Annotated in this window: 19 protein-coding genes and 1 pseudogene; 10 read left to right on the forward strand and 10 right to left on the reverse strand. The window is 73.2% G+C overall.

All coding sequences use genetic code 11. The annotated features are described in order from the left end of the window. Window positions 1-19: 19 nt before the first annotated feature. From H1A17_RS27790 to ssd, 7 genes and pseudogenes are all read right to left on the reverse strand, one after another. A complete protein-coding gene (locus H1A17_RS27790; protein WP_145922523.1) occupies window positions 20-394 on the reverse strand; it encodes an Rv3654c family TadE-like protein in 375 nt (124 codons plus the stop codon). Window positions 395-657: 263 nt separating this feature from the next. Beyond that, window positions 658-1002, reverse strand: a pseudogene (locus tag H1A17_RS27795) (TadE family type IV pilus minor pilin); the annotation flags it as partial. Next, on the reverse strand, window positions 999-1166 hold the full coding sequence (locus H1A17_RS27800; protein ID WP_013283643.1) for a DUF4244 domain-containing protein: 168 nt from the start codon (window positions 1164-1166) through the stop codon (window positions 999-1001). The pseudogene H1A17_RS27795 and the gene H1A17_RS27800, both read right to left, overlap by 4 nt. A 25-nt stretch (window positions 1167-1191) precedes the next feature. After that, the gene (locus H1A17_RS27805; RefSeq protein WP_194823262.1) at window positions 1192-1917 is read right to left on the reverse strand and encodes a type II secretion system F family protein; all 726 of its coding nucleotides are present in this window, start codon (window positions 1915-1917) and stop codon (window positions 1192-1194) included. Next, window positions 1917-2732, reverse strand: coding sequence for a hypothetical protein (locus H1A17_RS27810; RefSeq protein WP_194823263.1), 816 nt, complete (start codon window positions 2730-2732; stop codon window positions 1917-1919). Before H1A17_RS27810 ends, H1A17_RS27805 begins: the two co-directional genes overlap by 1 nt. After that, window positions 2729-3934 carry a TadA family conjugal transfer-associated ATPase gene (locus tag H1A17_RS27815; protein WP_145917494.1) on the reverse strand — a complete coding sequence of 402 codons (1206 nt, stop codon included), beginning with the start codon at window positions 3932-3934 and terminating at the stop codon, window positions 2729-2731. Before H1A17_RS27815 ends, H1A17_RS27810 begins: the two co-directional genes overlap by 4 nt. Then, on the reverse strand, window positions 3931-5034 hold the full coding sequence (gene ssd, locus H1A17_RS27820; protein ID WP_145917493.1) for a septum site-determining protein Ssd: 1104 nt from the start codon (window positions 5032-5034) through the stop codon (window positions 3931-3933). The genes H1A17_RS27815 and ssd overlap by 4 nt, the downstream gene beginning before the upstream one ends. A gap of 432 nt (window positions 5035-5466) precedes the next feature. Between ssd and H1A17_RS27825 the strand changes: the two genes are divergently transcribed. The 5 genes from H1A17_RS27825 (at window position 5467) to H1A17_RS27845 (ending at window position 10833) form a co-directional block, all read left to right on the forward strand. After that, window positions 5467-6315, forward strand: a complete 849-nt coding sequence (locus H1A17_RS27825; protein ID WP_168222365.1) for a hypothetical protein — start codon at window positions 5467-5469, stop codon at window positions 6313-6315. A gap of 778 nt (window positions 6316-7093) precedes the next feature. Further along, a complete protein-coding gene (locus H1A17_RS27830; RefSeq protein WP_194823264.1) occupies window positions 7094-7906 on the forward strand; it encodes an HAD family phosphatase in 813 nt (270 codons plus the stop codon). A gap of 142 nt (window positions 7907-8048) precedes the next feature. Then, window positions 8049-8945, forward strand: coding sequence for a hypothetical protein (locus tag H1A17_RS27835; RefSeq protein WP_228544361.1), 897 nt, complete (start codon window positions 8049-8051; stop codon window positions 8943-8945). Further along, window positions 8942-10306 (forward strand): methyltransferase, encoded by a 1365-nt coding sequence (locus H1A17_RS27840; protein WP_194823266.1) that lies wholly within the window; start codon window positions 8942-8944, stop codon window positions 10304-10306. The genes H1A17_RS27835 and H1A17_RS27840 overlap by 4 nt, the downstream gene beginning before the upstream one ends. Beyond that, window positions 10201-10833 (forward strand): TetR/AcrR family transcriptional regulator, encoded by a 633-nt coding sequence (locus tag H1A17_RS27845; RefSeq protein ID WP_145917489.1) that lies wholly within the window; start codon window positions 10201-10203, stop codon window positions 10831-10833. Before H1A17_RS27840 ends, H1A17_RS27845 begins: the two co-directional genes overlap by 106 nt. Before the next feature lie 45 nt (window positions 10834-10878). Here the strand turns inward: H1A17_RS27845 and H1A17_RS27850 are convergent, their stop codons facing one another. Further along, window positions 10879-11625, reverse strand: a complete 747-nt coding sequence (locus tag H1A17_RS27850; RefSeq protein ID WP_145917488.1) for an oxidoreductase — start codon at window positions 11623-11625, stop codon at window positions 10879-10881. A 215-nt stretch (window positions 11626-11840) separates the two neighbouring features. On the opposite strand from H1A17_RS27850, the gene acs reads away from it, so the two are divergent. From acs to H1A17_RS27875, 5 genes are all read left to right on the forward strand, one after another. Further along, a complete protein-coding gene (acs, locus tag H1A17_RS27855; RefSeq protein WP_194823267.1) occupies window positions 11841-13805 on the forward strand; it encodes an acetate--CoA ligase in 1965 nt (654 codons plus the stop codon). A 228-nt stretch (window positions 13806-14033) separates the two neighbouring features. Beyond that, entirely contained in the window at window positions 14034-16829 is a 2796-nt protein-coding gene (locus tag H1A17_RS27860) for an immune inhibitor A domain-containing protein (RefSeq protein ID WP_228544362.1), read from the forward strand. A 371-nt stretch (window positions 16830-17200) separates the two neighbouring features. Beyond that, window positions 17201-19588, forward strand: a complete 2388-nt coding sequence (locus H1A17_RS27865; protein ID WP_194823270.1) for an immune inhibitor A domain-containing protein — start codon at window positions 17201-17203, stop codon at window positions 19586-19588. A 158-nt stretch (window positions 19589-19746) separates the two neighbouring features. Beyond that, the gene (locus tag H1A17_RS27870; RefSeq protein WP_145917486.1) at window positions 19747-20157 is read left to right on the forward strand and encodes a hypothetical protein; all 411 of its coding nucleotides are present in this window, start codon (window positions 19747-19749) and stop codon (window positions 20155-20157) included. A 98-nt stretch (window positions 20158-20255) separates the two neighbouring features. Beyond that, window positions 20256-21188 (forward strand): alpha/beta fold hydrolase, encoded by a 933-nt coding sequence (locus H1A17_RS27875; protein WP_145917485.1) that lies wholly within the window; start codon window positions 20256-20258, stop codon window positions 21186-21188. A 28-nt stretch (window positions 21189-21216) separates the two neighbouring features. On the opposite strand, the gene H1A17_RS27880 is transcribed toward H1A17_RS27875, so the two are convergent. Beyond that, on the reverse strand, window positions 21217-21582 hold the full coding sequence (locus H1A17_RS27880; protein WP_145917484.1) for a hypothetical protein: 366 nt from the start codon (window positions 21580-21582) through the stop codon (window positions 21217-21219). Then, window positions 21579-22994, reverse strand: a 1416-nt coding sequence (locus tag H1A17_RS27885) for an SseB family protein (RefSeq protein WP_194823269.1), incomplete at its 5' end; no start/stop codon positions are given. The genes H1A17_RS27880 and H1A17_RS27885, both read right to left, overlap by 4 nt.

The raw sequence follows: 22994 nt of genomic DNA on the forward strand, positions 1-22994 counted from the left end.
GGGCCGGCGCTCCGGCAGGTCAGCTCCGGACCGGGCCGGCGCGGGCGGTGGCGGTGGCGTGCCGCCGCAGCCCCGGTAGCGGGGTGACCGCAACCTCGACCGTCACCACCACGTCGAGCCCGTCCGCCCGGCAGGTGACCAGCCGGGCGGCGTTGACGCGGACGAACTCGTCGGCGGTCGCACAGGCCGCGCCGGCACCCTGCGGCACCGCGCCGGCCCCCGCCAGGGCACCGAAGTCGGCGGCGACCCGGGCCTGGTGCCGCGCCAGTCGGGCCGCGCCGATCGCCGCCCCGAACAGCCCGACCAGCACGAAGACCAGGCCGATGGCGAGCAGCAGCACGGTGGCCCCACCCCGGTCGGCGACGCCACCGGGCCCCATCCCCTCGGGCACCATCCCCTCGGGACCCGTCACCCTGGCCCGGCGGGTCGCGTGCTCGGGCCGGCATTCGCGGTTCACGAGCCGGTTCCCGGCCTGCCCTCCCCGGGTCCGCCCGGAGCGGGCGTGTCCGGGGATGACGCGTCCGGTTCCGGTGCGCCAGGTTGCGGTGTGCCTGGCTGGGGTGCGTCCGGTCGCGGTGGGCCCGGTTCCGGTGCACCCGCCTCCGGTGTGCCCAACTCCCGTGTGCCCAGTTCCGGTGTTCCGGGCTGTGGCGCGCCGGGTTCGACGGCGGCGACCGTGTCGGCCCTGACGGTGAGTCGGGGCAGCCGGGCACCGAGCGCACGGACGGGGGCGCGGACCGTCGCGATGACCCGCCCCTCGTGGACCGCGATCGAGACGACCGCCGACTCGGGTGCGATCCGGGTGCCCGCGTCGGTCCCGTCCTCGCCCCGGGAGGCGGCGAGCGCCGCCTCCCGGGCCGCGTCCAGGCAGGCCGCCTTCGTGGTGACCGCGTCGACGGCGGTGATTCCGGCGAACAGGAGCAGAAGCAGCGCCGGCAGGCCGGTCGCCAGTTCGGCGGTGAACGAGCCCCGGTCCCGACCGGCCGGCCGGCGCGGTCTCACTTCAACGCCCGGTCGATGACGGCCGTCAGCGCCGACTGCACGTTGCCCGAGGTGAGCACCTTGAGCAGGATGCCCGCGAAGGCGACGGCGGCGAGAGTGCCCACGGCGTACTCGGCGGTGTTCATCCCCGCGTCCCCGCGCAGCCGGGTGAGGAGTTTGCGCATCGCTCGTTCCTTTCTCGATGTTGGGTCACAGCACGTCGCCGAGGACGGCGACGATCACCGGCACCAGGCCGGCGAGAATGAAGGCCGGCAGGAAGCACAGGCCCAGCGGCAACACGATCAGCACGCCGGCCCGTCGGGCGGACGCCTCCGCCGCCGTGGAGCGGTCGGCCCGCAGGTCGTCGGCGACGCGGCTGAGGGCACCGGCCAACGCCGCGCCGCTGCGGGACGAGCGCAGTGCGGCGGCCACCACCCGGTCCGCCCCGGGCACCGGTGCCAGGTGTGCCCACGCCTCCGACGGTTCACCTCCGAGCAGCAGCGTCCGCCCGATCCGAGCGAGTCGGGCGGCCAGTGGGCCGTCCAACGCGTCGGCCACCGCGAGCACCGACCGGTCGACCGGTGCGCCGGCCCGCATCGCCGCCGCCAGCAGGTCAGCGGCGAGCGGCAGGTCGGCGGCCTCCCGCAACCGACGCTCCCGTACCGCAGGCGGGGTGATCCGGCGCAGCAACCGGTCCGCCACCGGGGCGGTCACCGCACCGCCCAGCACCCCGGGCCAACCGCCCACCAGCAGCAGGACCGCCAGGCCCGCCAGGACGGCCCCGAGTCGTGTCCGGTCCGGCCACCAGCCCGGCCGGCTCCGGTCGGCGCGCCGGCCGGTCAGGACGTTCCACCGCCGGCCGGCCCGGTTGCCGCGTACCGCGACCAGCAGCGCGGCCAGGACCAGGCAACCGGCCGACAGGTGCGCCGGGGACATCACCCGCCCCCGCCGGGGACGGCACCCAGCCGCTCGGCCCAGAGCAACCCGCCGGCCTGAAGGCCCATCGCGACGAGGGCACACCCGGCACCGACCGGGGTGTGCAGCAGCACCGCCAGCGGATCGACGCCGATGCCGTAGCCGAGGGCGATGCCACCGAGCGGAAGCGCGGCCAGCAGCAGCGCGGTGGCGTTGGCCCCGGCCGCCTGGGCGGCGGCCCCGGCCAGTCCCCGGTCGAACGCCCGCGCGTCGGCCTCGACGCGTTCCAGGAGTTCGGCAAGGGGCGCTCCGGTCCGGTCGGCGAGCCGGACCGCCGACCGGGTCAGCCGGGCGAGCCGGTCCGTCCCGGCGGGGTCGTCGTCCGGTCGCGCCGCTCCGGGTTCCTGGTTCGGCGCGGTGTCACCGGGGACGGGCAGGCCGGCCCGCAGGTCGGCGGCGAGCGCCCCCAGCCGGTCCAGGTGGTGGCGTCGTTCCCGGCCGACCTGCCCGGCCAGCCGCCGCCGGTGCACGGCACGCGCCCCGAGCATCCCGTAGCCGGCCAGGAGGACGGCGGCGACCGGCCCGGCGGCGAGGCCACCCGTACCGGCACCGACGAGACCGGCCAGCAGCAGGGCCCGCCTCGGCGGACCGGACACCAGCCGGTGCAGGAGTCGTCGCCCGGGGGCCGACCGGTGGGGGGCGCCGGGCTCCGGCCCGGGGCGTCGCGGTGCGGGGAGCACGCTGTGGCGTCGGCGTCGACTGCTGCGTACCGGCCAGGCGACCACCAGGGCCGCACCGGTCAGGAGGATTGCGACCAGCCACAACGGCGGCGTCATGCCCGCTCCGTCGGACCAGGTCGGGGTGCCCGCAGCAGGGGCGGGACAGGAACTCCCCGATCGCGGAGCAGGATCGCGAGAGCGGACCCGGCCGGGCCGACGCCCTGCCCGCGTACCCAGGCGGGTACCACCGACACCAGCCGGTCGGGGCCCTCGGCCAGCAGCAGACAGATCGACTCCAGCAGCCGGCCGTCGGGGCCCCGACGCACCTGGACCAGCACCTGAAGGGCGGCGGTGACCTGCGCGTGCAGCGCCGCCCGGGGCAGTCCGCCGAGCAACCCGAGCGCCTCCAGCCGGGCCGGCACGTCGGCCGGGGTGTTGGCGTGCAGGGTGCCCGCTCCTCCGTCGTGCCCGGTGTTGAGCGCGGCCAACAGATCGACCACCTCGGCACCCCGGCACTCACCGACGACCAGCCGGTCGGGACGCATCCGCAGCGCCTGCCGGACCAGCTCGCTCAACCCGATCACGCCCGCGCCCTCCACATTGGCCGTCCGGGCCTGGAGACCCACCACGTGCGGGTGCACCGGGTGCAGTTCGGCCGCGTCCTCGACCAGCACGATGCGTTCCGTCGTCGGCACCAGGCCGAGCATGGTGTTGAGAAGGGTGGTCTTGCCCGAGCCGGTGCCGCCGGTGACCAGGTAGGCCAGCCGGGCGGCCACCACCGCAGCGAGCACCGGGGCCACCGGCTGCGGCACGGTGCCCTGCTGGACCAGTTCGTCCAGGGTGAACGGCCGGTGCCGGAAGGTGCGCAGCGACAGGTAGGGTCCGTCGGTCGCCACCGGAGGCAGCACGGCGTGCAGACGCGTACCGTCGGGCAGTCGGGCGTCCGCGCAGGGCGAGCCGTCGTCGAGCCGACGCCCGGCGGCGGCGGTGAGCCGTTGGGCCAGCCGGCGTACGTCGTCGACCGTGCCGAGCGGCACCGCCACCTGGTGCAGCCCGGCACCCCGGTCGACCCAGACCCGGAGCCCGTTCACGAGCACGTCGGTCACCTCGGGATCGGCGAGCAGCGGGGCGAGCGGCCCGGCACCCACCAGGTCGTCGTGCACCCGGTCGGCGATCCGCAGCACGGCGGTGTCACCGAGGACGGCGGCGGACGGTTCGGCGCGTACGGCGGAGACGATCGCCGCCGGGGTGACCGGCGTCGTCGTGTCGGCCATCCGCTGCCGGACCCGGGCGGCGAACTCCTCGGGCCGCCCGGTCACGCCGCACCCGGCACGGGCAGCCCGGTCAGTTCGGTGACCAGGTGGCGGCAGAGCGCGGCGAGCGGTCCCCGACCGGCGGCGGCCGGTGCCTCGCCGCGTTCCAGCCCCCGGCACAGGGCCGGTTCGGGGCGCAGCGTGCCGGCGAGCGGCAGCCCGAGGGCACGGGCCACCTCGGCCGCCCGCAGCCGGCCCGGAGCGGGACCCCGGACGATCACCCCCAGGGCGGCGCAGTGCGGGGCCGTCGCCGCGACCACCCGGGCCGCCGCAGCGGTCGCCCGCAGCTCGGCGGGCACCACCACGTACGCCTGGTCGGCGGCCTGGAGGGCGAGCACGGCCGCGTCGTCGAGCTGGCGTGGCAGGTCGACGACGACGAAGTCCCGGCCCCGGCGGGCGGCGTCGAGGGTGGCGGCCATCGCCGGGGCGGGCAGGGCCAGCGGCTCGCCCCGGTCCCAGGAGAGGACGACCAGGTCGCCCCGGTGCGGCAGGGCGCGGACCAGGGCGGGCGCGTCGACCCGACCGTCGGCGTCGGTGAGCGACGGCCAGCGCAGCCCGTCCAGGTCCTCCCAGCCGAGCACCAGGTCGAGCCCACCGCCGAGCGGGTCCGCGTCGACCAGCAGGGTCCGCAGGTGGGCGCGGGCGGCGGTGACAGCCAGGCCACCTGCGAGGACGCTCGCCCCGGCCCCTCCCCGGCCGCCGAGCACGGCGACCGTTCGGGCCGGGGTCGCCGGTTCGCCGCCGGGCGCGCACTCGGTGAACCGGTCGACCAGCCACGGTTCGGCGGCAGGCAGGGTGGCGACGTGCTCGGCACCGATCAACTCGGCGATCTCCCAGCCCGGGTCGAGTTCCCCCGACCGTCCGACCAGCACCGTCCGGGGCCGTCGGGGCAACCGGGCCCGCAGGCAGGCCTGGGCCTGGTCGTTGCCGACGAGGACCAGGGGCGCGGGGAGCCAGCGGGACCGGGCGGCGGCGGGATCGGCAGCCACCTCCACCTCGGTGCCGCCCGCTGCGGCGAGCCGCAGCAACTCGTCGAGGAGGTCACCGTCGGCGGTGACCAGCAGCGGCAGTCGTCGGTACGGCGGAAGGGAGGTACGGGGTGGCATCACGGCCTCCAGCGCTCGGGGTTGCTGGGACAGACCCTGCGCCGTCGTATCCCCTCCGTGCCGTCCGCGCCGCCTCACCTGTGGACAACGGGACGGGCTGTGGACAACCCCCGGCACCGCCGGTGATCTGTTATGCCGCGTCGGTGGTGGAATCGCGGGCCCCGCTGGCCGTCGGGGTCTCCCCGGTCGCCCTTTCGACGCCTCCGTCGACCCGGTCGGAGGGGGTTGACCAGCACCGGAGGCATCTTCAGCGCGCCGCCCGGCGGGCCGGGACGGCCGAACGACGCCGGCATCACCGGTGCCGTCCCGAGGAGGAACGCGAAAAAATGTCCCGTTCACCCCGCCCGAGTGATTGACGGCATACCGCGTCGTACGCCGATAATCGTGACCGCCACCGCGAAGGTGGCATCCGCCGCTCTCGGAAACGGGGCCATGGCCGACTCATCCGACGAAACACCCCCCACCCTGCGCATCGGTGGCTGGCTGCCGGCACCCCGGTACCGCCAGACGCTGCCGCCGTACCTCGTCCCCCCGGCCGGTCGGCATCTGATCGACGTCCCGGCTTCCGGGTCACCGGGCGACCCGTTGCCGTCCCCCGTGCACGCCGTCGAACCCGCCGGCATCGGACGGACCCTGCTGTTGGCCGGAGTGGCGTTCGGCCTGGTCACCAGCCTCGTCCTGGCTCTGTCACCACTGTGGTCCGGGCCGAAGCGGGACGATGCCGCCCTGCCGATGACGCCCTCGTGGATCGCCGACCGCCCGGATCTCGCGGCCGTGGAGAGCCCCACCCCGGTCGCCGACTACTCGCGCGCCCCGGCCTCGCTGGCCACCCGCGCCGCGACCCCGGTCGCGCCGCCCCCGGCACCGCCCCGCCAGCCACACCGACCCGCCACGGGTACGACGTCCCGCCCCGCCGCGACCACCACGCCACCCCGGCCGGCCCCGACGACCAGCGCGCCCCGCCCCACGCCGAAGCCGCCGACGAACCCGCCCGGACCGGCCGAGTTGACCGCGCTGCCGGGCTGGCAGGAACACTCGCTGCGGTCCAGTTCGAACGGTCCCTCGACGTACATCGAGTTCGTCAACGCCCGCAGTTCGCGGGTCGTCGTCTACTGGCTCGACTACCAGGGGCAGCGCCGGCAGTACAAGGTGCTCGACGCCGGCCGGTCCTACCGCCAGCAGACGTACGTGGGGCACCCGTGGGTGGTCACCGACCGGCACGGCCGCGCGCTGGCCTGTTTCCTGCCCGCCCGGACGACGATGCGGGCGGTCGTGCGGTAACCCGGTCGCCCGCTTCCGCGTCTCCTGCGGACAGCCGCTGAGCAGGGCCTCTTCGGTGGACCGACTGTCAGCCACCTGACAGACAAATCGCAGACCTTGTGCTATGCCGCCGCACGCGGGATGCTTGACCGGTCGATCGGCACAGCGCCGCCACAGCACAGCGGCGCCCGGCTGCAACCGGACGCCGCATTCGACCCGACCGCGCGCAACGGAAGGAGTCGGCTTGACTGTAACCCGTCGGGGCCGGGACTTTGAAGGGCCGGACAGCGGGGGCGACGAGGGCCACGGCCGCGTCGACCCGGCGTACGCGCCGGAGCCCGACCCCGTAGTCGCTGTCGTCGTGACCGGATTCGCCACCACGACAGGAGCGACGATTCGCTAGCAAAGCAGCCCCGCGCCCCGTTCCCGCAACAGGGGGTGGGGCTGTTTCTTCCCGGCCGGTCAGTCACCCCCTCGAAAAGGGACGACCCCCGTCGGGGGGAGACGGGGGTCGTCGGAGGGTTCGGCTCCGGGGGGGTTGAGCCGAACCGGCCCGGCGGTCACGGGGGGTGCGACCGCCGAGGGTCCCTCAGCTTTCCGCGACATGAATCGTTGTCGTGCGGACAAGTCTGCCCGAGCGGACTGTTCACGTCGAGTGTTGTCGACCCCACTCATTGCGAAATTATGATCGGAGCGTGTGACTGCGATCACGTTGAGCATTCGTGGTCGGAATGCTCCCGCAGGTCGGGTGGGGTATTGACCCCAGGGCACCCGCCGACCCTAGAGCATCGGACTAGACTTGCGCGCCGTGGGCCGAAGTGCCGCTTTCTTCGATCTGGACAAGACCGTCATCGCCAAGTCGAGCGCCTTGGCATTCGGTCGGCCGTTCTACCGGGACGGGCTGATCACACGACGGGACGTCGTGAAGTCGGCGTACGCGCAGCTGATGTTCCGGCTGGGCGGCACCGACGAGCAGACCATGGCCAGGACCAGGGACTATCTCGCCGCACTCTGCAAGGGTTGGCGGGTGGAACAGGTCCGTCAGATCGTCGCGGAGACGCTCCACGAGCTGATCAACCCCTACGTGTACGCCGAGGCCGCCGCGCTGATCGAGGAGCACCAGGCGGCCGGCCGGGACGTGGTGCTGGTCTCCGCCTCCGGTGAGGAGATGGTCCGCCCGATCGGCGCGCTGCTCGGGGTGACCGACGTGATCGCCACCCGGATGAGCGTGCAGGACGGCCGCTACAGCGGCGAGGTGGAGTTCTACGCGGCCGGTCCGAGCAAGGTCGAGGCGGTCAACGAGCTGGCCGCCGCCCGGGGGTACGACCTGGCCGACTCGTACGCCTATTCCGACTCGTACAGTGACCGGCCGTTGCTGGAGTGCGTGGGGCATCCGAGCGTGGTCAATCCGGACCGGGCGCTGCGCCGGCTCGCGGTGGAGAACGCCTGGCCGGTGCTGGAGTTCCGGCACCCGATCCCGCTGGGCCGGCGGCTGCGGGAGCGGCCGGCGGTCCCGGTGGCCGCGGCGGCGCTCGGCGTCGGCGTCGGGGTGGCGATCGGCATCGCCTGGTACGGCCGGCACCGCCGCACCCGCGCCGTCCAGGCCGCCTGACGACTCCGGCCCTTCGGGCCTCCTGACCCACCGCGACCCAACCCGGGCCACCCGGCACCCCCTCCGCGTACCCCCGATTGAGCGATCGCTCAAATCGGCCTATGCTCGTTTTTGAGCAGGTGCTCAAAAACGGGAGGTAGTGATGAACGAGCCGGATCGACCGCCGCCCCGACGGACCGCCGCGAACTGGGTGCTCGCCGGCCTGATCTCGGCGTTCGGCATGGTGGTGTTCGTCGCCACCGTGCACGACGGGCGGGCCGACAGCGCCCTGCTCTTCGTGCTGCTCCCGACGGCCCTCGCCGCCGCGCTCGCCCTGCTGCCCGGCCGCACCGCCCACGGCCGGGTCTTCGTGGTCACCACGGTCGCCCTGCTGCTGGCGGCGGTCGCGCTGCACGAGGGGGCGGTCTGCGTCATCCTCGCCGCCCCACTGGTCTACGCGGTGTCCCACGGGACCACCGCCCTGATCCGCGCGCTGCGCGACGCCTCCCGCTCGTACGCCGTCCTCGCGGTGCCGTTGCTGCTCCTGCCGGGGCTGGAGGGCAGCGGGCCGGCCCCCCGGCTGGCACCCGACCAGTCCGTCGAGGTGGTCCGGGTGGTGGCCCTGCCGGCCGACCAGGTGGCCGCCCGGCTCGCCGCCGGTCCCCGCCCCGTACCGGTGCGCTCGGTGCCGCTGCGGCTGCTCGGCGTGCCCACCCCGGGCCAGGTCAGCGGGGACGGGCTCGACTCGGGTGACAGGTGGATGTTCGGCTACCACGGCAGCGCGCACGGCCCCGGCGGTCACCTCCTCGCCGAGGTGGAGACGGTGGGCGGGCAGCGGGTCGGATTCCGGTTCGTCGAGGACAGCTCGATCACCGCGCGCTGGTTCCGGTGGCGGCACGCCACGCTGAGCTGGCGGGCCGTCGACGAGGGGCACACCGAGGTACGCATCCGGGTGGACTACACCCGGGGGCTCGACCCCTCCTGGTACTTCGGGCCGATCCAGCAGGTCCTGCTCGGCGCGGGGACGGGACACCTGCTGGACATGATGGCATTGCGATGATCGCCGCCCGTTACCTCAGCCTGGCGGTGCCGTTGCTGGCCGTGCTCGCCGCCGCCCGGGTCGACCGGAGCCGCTCCGGCCGGGCGGCGGCGCTGCTGGCCTTCCTCGCCGCCGGCACCGGCATCGCCGCCCTCGACGAGGTGGCCCGGCGCACCGGCTGGTACACGTTCGCCCCGGTCCGGGGAAGCTACCGGGGGATGCCGGTCGACCTGTGGATCGGCTGGGCCGCGCTCTGGGGTCCGCTGCCCGTGCTGCTACGCCGGGCCCTCCCGGTGCCGGTGGCGCTGGGCCTGCTGCTCTGGGTCGACGCGGTGGCCATGCCGGCGCTGCACCCGCTGGTCCGGCTCGGCCCGCACTGGCTGGTCGGGGAGCTGGTCGGGCTGCTCGTGGTGGCCCTGCCGGCGCAACTGCTCGGCCGCTGGTGTGCCGACCGGCGGCACCTGGCGGCGCGCACGCTGCTCCAGGTCGGGGTCTTCACCGCCCTGCTGCTGTGGCTCGTCCCCAGCCTGGCCTTCGAGGTCGGCGACGGGTCGTGGGCGGCGGTGACCGGGCTGCCCCGGCCCGTCCTGCTGCTCCTCGCCCAGGTGGCGCTGGTGCTGGCCGCCCCGGCGCTCGCCGCGGTCCGCGAGTTCGTCACCCACGGTGGCGGCACGCCGTACCCGTGGGACCCGCCCGTACGGCTGGTCACCACCGGGCCGTACGCCTACCTGGCCAACCCGATGCAGACCGCCGCCGTGGCCCTGCTGCTGCTCACCGCCGCGCTCACCCGCAGTTCCGCGCTGGTGCTGGCGGCGGCGGTGGCGGTCGCCTTCAGCGTGGCGGTGGCCCGCCCGCACGAGGAACACGACCTGGCCGACCGGCACGGCGGGGCGTGGCGCGCGTACCGGCGGCAGGTCCGGGACTGGTGGCCGCGTCGGCGGCCGTACCACGTGGGGCCGGCGGCGGTCCTGTTCCTCGACGACGCCTGCGGTCCGTGCGCCGCGACCTGGCGGTTCGTTGCCCGTCGCCGCCCGGTGGGCCTGCTGGTCCGTCCCGCCGCCGCAGCCGAGGGGGTGCTGTGGCGGGCGGCGTACACCGACGGCGACGGCCGGTCGGAACGGGGGGTGGCCGCCGTCGCCCGCGCCCTCGGGCACCTGCACCTCGGCTGGGCGGTGGTCGGCTGGATCCTGCGGCTGCCCGGGGTCGGCTGGCTGGCGCAGCTGGTGACCGATGCGATGATCACACCACCGCATCCGGCGGGCCCACGAGGAGGACGATGTCCGGCACCAAGCAGCGCCTCCTGGACGGCGCCATCACCGCCATCCGTACGCACGGCATCGCCGGCGTGTCCGCCCGCACCATCGCCGCCGCCGCCGGGGTGAACCAGGCGCTGGTCTTCTACCACTTCGGCACGGTCGACGACCTGCTGACGGCGGCCTGCCGGGCCAGCACCGCCGACCGGCTCGGGCACTGGTCGGCCCGGCTGGCCGGGGTGGGCTCGCTGCGGGAACTGCTCGCCGTCGGGCAGGAGCTGCACGAGCAGGAACGCGAGCTGGGCAACGTCTCCTTCCTGGCCCAGCTGCTGGCCGGGGCGCAGACCGACGAGCGGCTGGCCGCGCCCACCGCCGCCGCGCTGAAGCTCTGGGTGGACGAGATCGAGTCGGTGCTACGCCGGCTGCTCGCCGGTTCACCGTTCGCCGAGATCGCGGACGTGCCCGGCCTGTCCCGGGCCGTCTGCGCCGCGTTCGTCGGGCTGGAACTGTACGACGGGGTGGACCGGGCGGGCGCGCAGCAGGCGATGTCGGCACTCGACCAGCTCGCCGTGCTCATCGAGATCGTCGACGACCTCGGACCGGTCGCCCGGCGGGCGCTGCGCTCCCGGGTGAACCGGGCCACCCGCCGGGACTGACCGTGCACCCGGCACCGGACGGGTCGGGTGCGTGGACGGCACCGGTCAGGCGGCGGCGATGATCTCGTCGCCGACGACGGTGAGCTGGTCCGCGCCGACCTCGACGGCGCTCAGGTAGTGCCGCAGCCAGGAGCGCAGACCGTCGGGGGTGCCGGTGGCGAAGGCACCGGCCGCGCCGACGTACTCGGGTTGCCGTTCCCGGTGGCCGACGTCGACGGCGACCAGGCCACGCGGGTCGAACCCCCGGGACATCAGCACCAGCCGGGCGGCGGCGCGGGCCACCACCCCGGACGGGCCGGCGAAGGGCCGCAGGTTGAGCAGTTCGCCGTGCACCACGGCGGCGAGGACCAGCGGGGAGACCGTCGTCCCGCCGGCGACCAGCCCGGCCAGCCCGTCGAGCCGGGCGGCCACCACCGGGTCGGCGACCGGACGCCCCAGCTCGGCCTCGGCGACCACGTCCCGGGCGGCGAGGACGTGCAGCCGGGCCAACGCCTGCCGGGGGGCCTTCGGCCACAGCTCGGTCAGCCCGGGCAGCGCCCCGGCGACCCGCAGCGCCCCCTGGAGCACCGGTTCGGTGACGGTGCCGGCGCGGACCGCCTCGCGCTCGTGGTCGTACCCCTCCAGGGCGGCGCTGGCCACCGCGCTGCGCAGGCCGACCTCGGCCGCGACCTGGCCACCGTGGCGGCGCAGCGCGCGGTGGCGCATCGCCTGGTCGACCCGCTCGCGGGCCCGCTCGACGGCGGGGGCGATGTCGGCGAGCGCGAGCAGCGGGGCGAGCGGATCGGTGGTCACCCCGCCACGCTAGCGACCGGGTGACTCCGGGGCGGATGCCACCCGCCACCGGGGCGTCGGGTCCGATCCTGATCAGGGTGGGAGGGGCGGGCCGTCGAGCGCGCCGGGACGGCCGCTGAGCGCGCCGGCCGGCACCGGGGGTGTCGCGGTCCCGAGCTGCCCGGACTAACCTCGGCCGGGTAGAGACGCAGGTCACCCGACGAAGGAGTCACCGCATGAGCGAGGCCTTGGCCAACCTGCTGAACGAGACGCGCCAGTTCCCGCCGCCGGCCGCACTCGCCGCCCAGGCCAACGTCACCGCCGGCGCGTACGACGAGGCCGGCGCGGACCGGCTCGCCTTCTGGGAGCGGCAGGCCGGCCGGTTGGCCTGGGCCAAGCCGTGGGACGAGGTGCTCGACTGGTCGAACCCGCCGTTCGCGAAGTGGTTCGTCGGCGGTCAGCTCAACGTGGCGTACAACTGCCTGGACCGGCATGTGGAGGCCGGCAACGGCGACCGGGTGGCGATCCACTGGGAGGGCGAGCCGGGCGACACCCGCACCCTCACCTACGCCGACCTGCACCGGCTGACCTGCCAGGCGGCGAACGCGCTGACCGACCTGGGCGTGGTCGCCGGTGACCGGGTGGCGATCTACCTGCCGATGGTCCCCGAGGCGGCGGTGGCGATGCTGGCCTGCGCCCGGATCGGCGCGACCCACAGCGTGGTCTTCGGCGGCTTCTCCGCCGACGCGTTGAGCAACCGGATCTCCGACGCCAACGCCAAGGTGGTGATCACCGCCGACGGCGGCTACCGGCGGGGCAAGCCGTCGGCGCTGAAGCCGACGGTGGACGAGGCGGTGGCGAACTGCCCGTCGATCGAGCACGTGCTGGTGGTCCGGCGCACCGGCGAGGAGGTCGGCTGGTCGGCGAGGGACCACTGGTGGCACGAGACGGTCGAGACGGCGTCGGCCGAGCACGTCGCGCAGCCGTTCGACGCCGAGCACCCGCTGTTCATCCTCTACACCAGCGGCACCACCGCCCGCCCGAAGGGCATCCTGCACACCACCGGCGGCTACCTCACCCAGGCCGCGTGGACGGCGCACGCGGTGTTCGACCTGAAGCCGGAGACCGACGTCTACTGGTGCACCGCCGACATCGGCTGGGTCACCGGGCACTCCTACATCGTGTACGGGCCGCTGGCCAACGGCGCCACCCAGGTGATGTACGAGGGCACCCCGGACACCCCGCACAAGGGCCGGTTCTGGGAGATCGTCGACAGGTACCGGGTGAGCATCCTCTACACCGCGCCGACGCTGATCCGCACCATGATGAAGTGGGGCGAGGACATCCCGGCGGGCTTCGACCTGTCGTCGCTGCGCCTGCTGGGCAGCGTCGGCGAGCCGATCAACCCGGAGGCGTGGATGTGGTACCGCCAGCACGTCGGCCGGGGTGAGCTGCCGATCGTGGACACCTGGTGGCAGACCGAGACGGGCGCGATCATGATCTCCCCGTTGCCGGGGGTGACCGCGGCCAAGCCGGGTTCCGCGATGACCCCGCTGCCCGGCGTCGTCGCCGATGTGGTGGACGACCAGGGCCAGTCGGTGCCCAACGGCGGCGGTGGCTACCTGGTGCTGCGCGAGCCGTGGCCGTCGATGCTGCGCACCATCTGGGGCGACGACAACCGGTTCATCGAGACGTACTGGTCCCGGTTCGAGGGGATGTACTTCGCCGGGGACGGGGCGAAGAAGGACGACGACGGGCACATCTGGCTGCTCGGCCGGGTCGACGACGTGATGCTGGTGTCCGGGCACAACATCTCCACCACCGAGGTGGAGTCGGCGCTGGTGTCGCACCCGGCGGTGGCCGAGGCGGCGGTGGTCGGCGCGACGGACCCGACCACCGGGCAGGCGATCGTCGCGTTCGCCATCCCGCGCGGCACCGCCGACACCTCGGGCGAGGCGGGCGAGCAGCTCATCGCCGAGCTGCGCAACCACGTGGCGAAGACGCTCGGCCCGATCGCCAAGCCCCGGCAGATCATGCTGGTGCCGGAGCTGCCGAAGACCCGCTCCGGCAAGATCATGCGCCGGTTGCTGCGGGACGTGGCCGAAAACCGGTCGCTGGGTGACGTGACGACGCTCCAGGATTCCTCGGTGATGGAGCTGATCTCCTCCGGGCTCAGCGGTGGGAAGTCCGACGAGGACTGACGACAGCCGTACCCGACGGTGGGTGCCGGTCCGCGCGGGGGCCGGCACCCACCATCTTTTTAGGGGTACGAATCGGTCGGTAGGCCGAGCCGACTCGGGCTGAACGGGCAGACGCACCGGTGCCCCCTTCCGGGCATGAACCCTTCTCATTTAGGTTCAGCGATATCGACTGGGCTCGACGCAGGTCTCACCGGCGATCCCTTTCCCATGCCCGAGAAACGGAGTGGCATGAACATTCTCCCGCCCACCAGGGCACGTCGACGGATACTCGTCGCGTTGCCCGCCCTCGCTCTCGTCGCCTCGTCACTGACCGTGGCCGGCAGCGCCTCGGCCCAGCCGGTCGGGCCCGCGGTGCCGACCCGGATCGGGGCCGACGAGCACTACCTCAACTACGCCGAGCCGGAGGTGCAGCCGGACACCGCGGGTAAGGAGGTCAGGGGTGCCGACGGGGTTCTCACCTCGGCGGCGGACGAGGCCCGCGCGTACGACCGCAAGTTCGCCGGTGGCAATCCGTTGGCCGCCCGGGAGCTGGCCCGCAACGAGGCGCGGGCGATCCGCACCGGGCAGAGCCCGCGCACGTTCAAGAAGGCCAAGAGCACCCAGACGGCCAAGCTGCTCACCCTGCTTGTCGAGTTCAACGACCAGGCCAACGACGACTTCACCGGCGTGATGGTCCCCAAGACGGTCTTCGAGGACCGCACCTGCGTCCCGGGCACCGTCCAGAACGGACCGGAGCACAACAACATCCCGAACCCGGCGACCCTGCCGCACGAGGACAACAACTCGATGTGGGTGCCGGACTTCTCCCCGGCCCACTTCGACAAGATGCTCTACACCAAGCAGGGCATCACCGAGCGGGTCCGTAAGGACCTCAAGGGACCGGACGGCAGGAAGGGCATCGACCTGTCCGGCCGCACCATGCACAACATGTACCTGGAGATGTCCAAGGGCGCGTACACGGTGGACGGGCAGGCCAGCCCGTGGATCACCGTGCCGCACTCGGAGGGCTGGTACGCGGCCTCGCGCTGCTTCCAGGACGAGACGGGCGCCTGGGTCGCCGGCCGGCAGCAGGCGATGAACGGCCACCCGGACAACCCGCAGGGCGCGGGGCGGCTCGCCACCGACGCGATCGACGCGCTGGCCGCGGCGGACCCGAACTTCCCGTGGGCCGACTACGACATCGAGGACCAGGGCGACCGGGACGGCGACGGCAACGTCAACGAGCCGGACGGGGTGATCGACCACCTGGTGCTGGTGCACGCCGGTCAGGGCAAGTCCCGGGGCGGCGGCGACCAGGGCGTGTACGCGGTCTGGGCGCACTCCTCCACGGTCGCCGGCGGCTACACCATCCCCGGCACCAACCTGAAGGTGTCCAACTACATCGTGCAGCCGGAGGACGCCGGGGTCGGCGTCTTCGCCCACGAGTTCGGTCACGACCTGGGCCTGCCGGACCTCTACGACACCTCGGGCAACGCCGACTCGGACGTCGACTTCTGGGACCTGATGGCGTCCGGCTCGCACACCGGTGAGATCTTCCAGGCCCTGCCCACCCACATGGGAATCTGGGACAAGTGGGTGCTGGGCTGGGCCGATCCGCTGACCATCGCCCCCGGCACCCGGACCCGGACGGCGACGCTCGGGCAGACCTCGCGGACCCCGGTGGGCACCCAGGACGGCATCAAGATCGACCTGCCGGACAAGGTGGTCACCCTCGCCCAGCCGCACAGCGGCACCGGCATGTGGTACAGCGGCGCCGACCAGGAGTGGGCGGACGTCAAGCTCAGCCGGCAGGTGGCCGTCCCGGCCGCCTCCGACGCGAAGTTCTGGATGTGGAACAACTACGTCATCGAGGACGACTGGGACTACGGGTTCGTGGAGGTCTCCACCGACGGCGGGGCCACCTGGGCCGAGCAGAAGGTCTACGACGCGTCCGGCGCGCTGGTCTCCACCAACGACGGTTACGCCGACCCGAACGGCCGCATGGTCGACTTCGGCAACAAGAAGTACGGCCTGACCGGCAGCACCGCCGGTTGGCGGCACGACTGGATCGACCTGTCGGCGTTCGCCGGGACGACCGTACAGGTGCGGCTGCGGTACGCCACCGACGAGGCGTTCCAGGAGCGGGGCTGGTTCGCCGACGACCTGTCGGTCACCGGCGGCGGGGCCACCACGTTCAGCGACGACGTGGAGAGCGGCACGAACGGCTGGACGCTGAGCGTCGGCACCTTCACCGACACCACCGGCGCGGGCTGGCACATCGACCCGGGCACCCAGACCAAGGCGCAGTACTACCTGGCCGAGTGGCGCAACTTCGACGGCTTCGACATGGGCCTGAAGTACGCCTACGACACCATCTACTCGCACGAGGCGTGGAAGGTCGACCGGATCTCGTACAACGCGCCGGGCATGCTGGTCTGGTACCGGGACACGATGCTGGGCGACGTCAACCACGTCACCGGCCAGATGACCGCGCTGCCCAGCTACGGGGCCAAGGGCGGGCTGCTGATCGTGGACTCGCACTACGACCCGCTGCGGCGTACCGGTGAGGCGGCGGCGAAGGACCCGTCGGTGCTGGACAACCTGCCGAGCCGGCCGCAGTCGTCCAACGCGGCGTTCTCGCTGAACCCGACGTACCCGTTCACCGAGTGCCTGGAGGCGGCGGACGAGCCGTACAGCGCGTACTGCACGAAGTTCGGGCGGCAGCGCCCGGTGTCGGGCTTCAACGACGCCAAGGGCTGGTACCCGGGCATCGAGATCCGCGACGGCTCGCCGTACGCCCGGGACAACGACGCCTCGGTGGTCGTCCCGTCGCGGGGCAACAAGCCGTACACCACCCGGGTGGTGAACCCGGACGGCACGCCGGCCACCGAGTTCTACGGCGTGACGCTGGGCGGTGGGGCGATCGTGCTCGGCACCGGCAACCCCTCCGACTCGAAGGTCCGTAACGGGGTCTCCATCAAGATCGAGTCGGCCGCGCCGGACAACTCGTACGCGGTCGTCCGGATCACTCCGGCGAAGTACTGAGGCCGCGCGTCGGGTACGCCCGGCGATGCGGTGGTAAGGGTCAGTAACTGACTGATCGGTGAACGGTGGGCCGGTGGCGGAGAAGCCACCGGCCCACCGTTTCACGCATCACGGCAATCCAATCGAAATACATCACTGCGATTCCCCGTCGGGCCGTCCGCGCTGCTCATGACCGTTGATGAACATCCGGTGTGTGACGGTGAAAAGCGTTCTCATCAAAATCTTGCAACAAATCGACGCGGACATCTTCCCACCCGTCCCAGCAGTGTCTATGTTCACCATGGGTCCCACTAGTGGGACGTCTTACGCCGGCCCGTACCCCCGTTGGGCCGGTTCCCTCACACCGGAGGTACCACGTGCGCAAAGTCGCAGTGGGTCTGCTCGGGCTCTCGCTGACGGCGACAGGTCTGGTGACGGGTACGTCCGCCAGCGCCGCGCCGACGCCGAAGCTCCCGACGGCGGCCCCGTCGGTCGCGGAACCCCAGGCGGACCACGATCTGCCCAACCCGCTCGAAACCAAGCGGCGGGCACTGCGCCAGGAGGGCCTCAGCGAGGTCCTTTCCGGCAAGGCCAAGGCGCAGAAGATCAACGGCAGCACGGTCGTCAAGGTCGGCAAGACCCAGGCTGCGGGCACCAACGCCCGGACGACGGCCTCGGGCGTCGCCCAGACGCAGGACCAGTACGTCGAGCTGGGCCGCGAGCGGACCGACAAGATCTTCGTGATCCTCGCGGAGTTCGGCAACGAGCGGCACCCGAGCTACCCGGACCAGGACACGGCCCCGGCCGTGCCCGGCCCGACCCGGTTCGACGGGCCGCTGCACAACGAGATCCCGGCCCCCAACCGGGCGGTGGACAACTCCACCGTCTGGCAGGCCGACTACAACGCCGACCACTACCGGAAGCTGTACTTCGGCACCGGGCAGGGCGACGAGTCGCTGAAGCAGTACTACGAGGCCCAGTCCTCGGGTCGCTACAGCGTCGAGGGCGAGGTCACCGACTGGGTCAAGGTGAAGTACAACGAGGCCCGGTACGGCCGTTCCAACGGCTACCCCTGCGCCTCGAACGTCTGCAACAACACCTGGGCCCTGGTCCGCGACGCCGCCAACCAGTGGGTCGCCGACCAGAAGGCCTCCGGCCGCACCGACGCCCAGATCGCCGCCGACGTCAAGTCGATGGACGAGTGGGACCGGTACGACTTCGACGGCGACGGCAACTTCAACGAGCCGGACGGCTACATCGACCACTTCCAGATCGTCCACTCCGGCGGCGACCAGGCCGACGGTGACCCGATCCAGGGTGAGGACGCCATCTGGAGCCACCGGTGGTACGCCTTCGCCAGCGACCAGGGCAACACCGGCCCGGCGAACTTCCCGGCCGGCGGCACCCAGATCGGCAACACCGGCGTCTGGATCGGCGACTACACCATCCAGCCGGAGAACGGTGGCCGGAGCGTCTTCTACCACGAGTACGGTCACGACCTCGGTCTGCCGGACGACTACAACGTCATCAACAGCGGTGACAACAACAACGAGCACTGGACCCTGATGGCCCAGAGCCGGCTCGGCGCCAAGAACGACGGCGGCATCGGCGAGCGGGGCGGCGACCTCGGCGCCTGGAACAAGCTCCAGCTCGGCTGGCTCGACTACGAGGTCGTGGTGGCCGGCCAGCAGAAGACCCTCAACCTGGGCCCGCAGGAGTACAACTCCGACAAGGCGCAGGGTGCCGTGGTGGTGCTGCCGCAGCGGGAGTACTCCTTCCAGAACGGCAAGCCGTTCGAGGGGACCAAGCAGTTCTTCTCCGGCAACGACGACGACCTGAACACCACGATGACGCGGACGATCGACCTCACCGGGAAGACCAGCGCCGCGCTCACCATGAAGGGTCGTTACTCGATCGAGGCGGACTACGACTACCTCTTCTTCGAGGCCAGCACCGACGGCGGTCAGACCTGGGCCACCCTGCCGGGTACCGCCAACGGCAAGGCCCTCAAGGAGATCTCCCCCGGGCGCTTCGCCCTGGACGGCTCCAGCAACGGCCAGTGGGTCGACGTCAACATCCCGATGAACGCGGCTGCCGGCAAGGTGGTGCAGTTCCGGCTGCGCTACCAGACCGACGGTGGCGTCTCCGAGGGCGGCTTCTACGGTGACGCGATCACCATCACCGCCGACGGGCAGACCGTGCTCAGCGACGGTGCGGAGGCCGGTGCCGCCGGTTGGACCCTGAACGGGTTCAGCGTGGTTGCCGAGACCTACATCCGTAAGTTCGACAACTACTACATCGCCGGCAACCGGTCGTACGTGTCGTACGACCAGTACCTCAAGACCGGCCCGTACTACTTCGGTTACGCGAACAGCCGCCCGGACTACGTGGACCACTACGCGTACCAGGAGGGTCTGCTGATCTCCTACTGGAACCTCCGGTGGGCCGACAACGACACCTTCGACCACCCGGGCGAGGGTCGGAACATGATCATCGACGCGCACCCGGAGCCGCTGTACAACCTGACCGGCGCCCCGTGGCGGGCCCGCGTCCAGGTGTACGACGCGCCGTTCAGCCTGAAGAAGGCGGACTCGTTCACGCTGCACATCAACAGCGTGCCGCAGTACGTCCGCGGCCAGGCCGCGCAGCCGCTGTTCGACGACACCAAGCAGTACTGGTACCCGGAGCTGCCGAACCACGGCGTCAAGCTCCCGGCCACCGGCACCAAGATCCGCGTCGTGGAGCAGAACGGCACCTCGCTGAAGGTCCGCTTCTCCTGATCCGCTGATCAGCGCACCACCTGCTTTACCCGATGCCCGGGCAGGACTCCTGCCCGGGCATCGGCCCGTCCGGGGCCGGCCGGATGCCGGTCCACCGCCGCCGTGGCACGCTGGCTCCGCGCGTACCCGTGGCGGGTGCGCCGGGAACGGAGGCGACCGTGACCGACGAACAGACCCCGACCACCGACCCGCCGGCCGGCACCCGACCACCCGCCGACCGGCCGGCACCGCCCGCCGACCGCGCGGCGACGCCGGGCCCGCCCGCCGGCCGGCCGGCACCGCCCTCCGCCGCCCCGCCGCCCACCCCGCGCCGGCCCGCCGCACCCCCACGGCACCCCACCGACCGACGCCGGCCGGACCGGCTCGCCGGGAGGATCACCCGGGGCGGCGACGGCCCGTGCTACGGCCTGGTCACCGACGACGGCCACGAGTACGCGCTGCACGGCCCCGGCCTGGGCACCGTCGCCACCGGCAGCACCGTCGTGGTCACCGTCGACCCGGCCGCGCCACCCGCCGCCTGCGGCCCCGGCACCCCGGTCGGCGTCGTCCGGATCAGCGTCGTCCGCTGAGTCCGCTCAGCCCACCGCAGACCGGTCCGAGGCGCGTACGGCCGTCCGGCCCGGGTCGACGGGACGATCGACAGGCGCCGAGGTCCTAGGCTGTGCCCATGACCGAGCAGCGTGGCGGGCCCACCGACGAGTCCTGCGTCCTCACCGAGGGGCCGTGGACGCACCGGTTCGTCGGCGCGAACGGCAGCCGGTTCCACGTCGTCGAGGCGGGCACCGGGCCGATGGTGCTCTTCCTGCACGGCTTCCCCGAGCACTGGTGGGCCTGGCACACGATGCTCCCCGCCATCGCCGACGCCGGCTTCCGGGCCGTCGCGGTGGACCTGCGCGGTTACGGCGCCAGCGACAAACCACCCCGGGGGTACGACGGTTACACCCTCGCCGCCGACGTCGCCGGCCTGATCCGCGCCCTCGGGGAACGGTCCGCCACCGTGGTCGGCACCGGCTCGGGTGGGCTGATCGGCTGGACAGCCGCCTCGTTCCACCCCACCCTGGTCCGCCGGCTGGTGGTGCTCGGTGCACCCCATCCGCTGCGGTTGCGCGCGGCCATCTTCGCCGACCCGCGCGGTCAGTTCGCCGCCTCCACCCCGGCGCTGAAGTTCCAGCTCCCCCGGTACGAGCACGTGCTCACCCGCAACGACGCCGCCGAGGTGCAGCAGATGCTGAGCCGTTGGGGCGGCCCCCGCTGGGTGGCCGGCCCCGACTTCGCCGGGTACGCGCAGCGCTGCCGGGAGGCGATGCTCATCCCGCAGGCCGCCTTCTGCGCGCTGGAGGGCTACCGGTGGGCCTTCCGCTCGGTGCTGCGGCTGCACGGCTACCGGTTCGTCCGGCTGATGCAGAAGCCCCTGGTCACCCCCACCCTCCAATTGCACGGGGCGGCCGACGTCGCGTCCCTGCCACGCACCGCGCAGGGCTCCGGCCGGTACGTCAGCGCCCCCTACGAGTGGCGGCTGATCGACGGGGTGGGCCACTTCCCCCACGTGGAGGCCGGCGACGTGGTGCTCGGCGAGATCCTGCGCTGGACCAAGTCCTGACCCGGCCGGCCCGTCTCCCGGCCGGCGGTCAGACGCGCTGTTCGCGCAGGTCGGCGACCTCGGTGGCCGGCGCCCAGCCCTGGTAGACGCCGAAGTCGAAGACCTCCAGCCCCATCGCCTGCGCCACCGGCCAGCGACCACCCGTGTACTCGACCCGCAGCCACCCGTCGTGCTCGCCGAGCACGATGAACGGCTGCCCCTGCCAGGTGCAGGTGGTCCGCACGTACGCCAGGTCCTCGACCTCACCGGCCGGCACGACCCGCACGTACCGGCCGGGGCGTACCTCCTCGAAGCCGTCGGCGGGTTCCGGCTGGTAGATCCGTACGTGGTCGCCGTCCGGGCTGACCTGGTACTCCCGCCCCTGCCAGCGGGCCACGTAACCGTCACGCATCACGGCTCGCCCACCCGCCGCCAGACCAGCGCATCGGTGTCCAGGATGGCGATCACCCGTTCGGTGCCCTCCGTGCCGATCCGCCAGAGCTGTGCGCCGTGCGGCAACCGGGCGCTGTCCACCTTGAACTCGGCCACCACGTCGCTGCTCTCGCCGGGGGCGAACCCGTTGCCCCGGAACGGCGCGCGCTCGATCACCCAGCCCTCCATGGCCCGCATCGCCGCCTCGTTCTGCCCGCCGTACGGGATGCGGTAGAGACTCGGCCGGTACGCGGGCCAGCGCAGCACGTAGGTCGCCTCGGCGTCGCGGGCGAAGGGCGAATCCGGGTAGCCCAGCCCCAGGGCGTCGTGCAGTTCCGCAGGGGTGGTCAGGTGGGCCAGTTCGCCGGCCCGGTGCACGAACCCGGAGACCCGGTCGTAGCCGCGTTCCAGGTAGTAGGCGAGTTGGCTCGGGGCGACCGCCTTCTGCATCACCACCGGACGGGACGGGTCGGTGACCGGCGGGGCGTACCGGGTACGTTCGGCGGGTGCCTCGGCGGCGGCCACCGGCTCCAGGTCCGCCTCGTCACCGAGCCCGACCTCGGCCGCCCAACTGGCCAGGGCCACGATCTGCTCGCCGGGGAGCTTGGCCCCGACCGGGGTGCCCGGGTTGACGGCGAACGCCCAGCCCGGGTCCGGCCACCGCCGGATCAACTGGACGAAGCGCACCTCGATCGTCTCGACCGGCGGCACGTCGTGCTCGGCCAGCCGCTCCGGGGAGGTGTAGACCACCACGTACGTCTCACCGTCGGTCGTCCCGGTACGCCACTGGAAACCGGGCTCGCCGGGGCGGCTGCCGGCCACCGAGTCGGGGTTGACCGGAAGCAGCACCCGGGCCAGCAGCAGGGTGGAGAGGAAACCGTCGGTGCTGCCGGCGCCGGCCGCGTCCAGCAGGTTCTCCTCGACCTCGTTGGCCGGCAGGAACGCCTCGTCGACGGTCGGCGGGGTGTCCGCGCCGACCGTCGTCGACGGGCTCCCGGGCGGTGTGCTGCCCGCCGGGGCCGGGCCGGCGGCCGGCCCCGGTGCCGCCGGGGAGGTCGGCCCGGCGATGATCGGCACGGCAGTGGTCGGCACTGCAGTGGTGGGGCCGGCAGTGGCGGTCGGCACGGCGGTGGTCGGTGCCGCCGGGGAGGTCTGCACGGCCCGTTCGGCGGCGGGGGTCCACAGGTCGACCGGGGTGGAACGCGGGTCGACACCGTCCGCTCCCGGCGCGGTGGCCGTCGGGGCCGCCCCGGCGGTCCGGGCCGGCGCACCCTCCGTGGGAGGACCGGCTGCGTCCCCCGTCGGCGTCGGGGCGACGGGTCCGGTGGGCGCGCTGTCCGCCGGTGCGGTGTCGTCCGGCGCGGTCCACGCCTGCGTTCCCGCAGCCGGCCCGGT

It is taken from the genome of Micromonospora sp. S-DT3-3-22 (assembly GCF_015354745.1).
GTDB classification, from domain to species: Bacteria; Actinomycetota; Actinomycetes; order Mycobacteriales; family Micromonosporaceae; genus Micromonospora; species Micromonospora wenchangensis.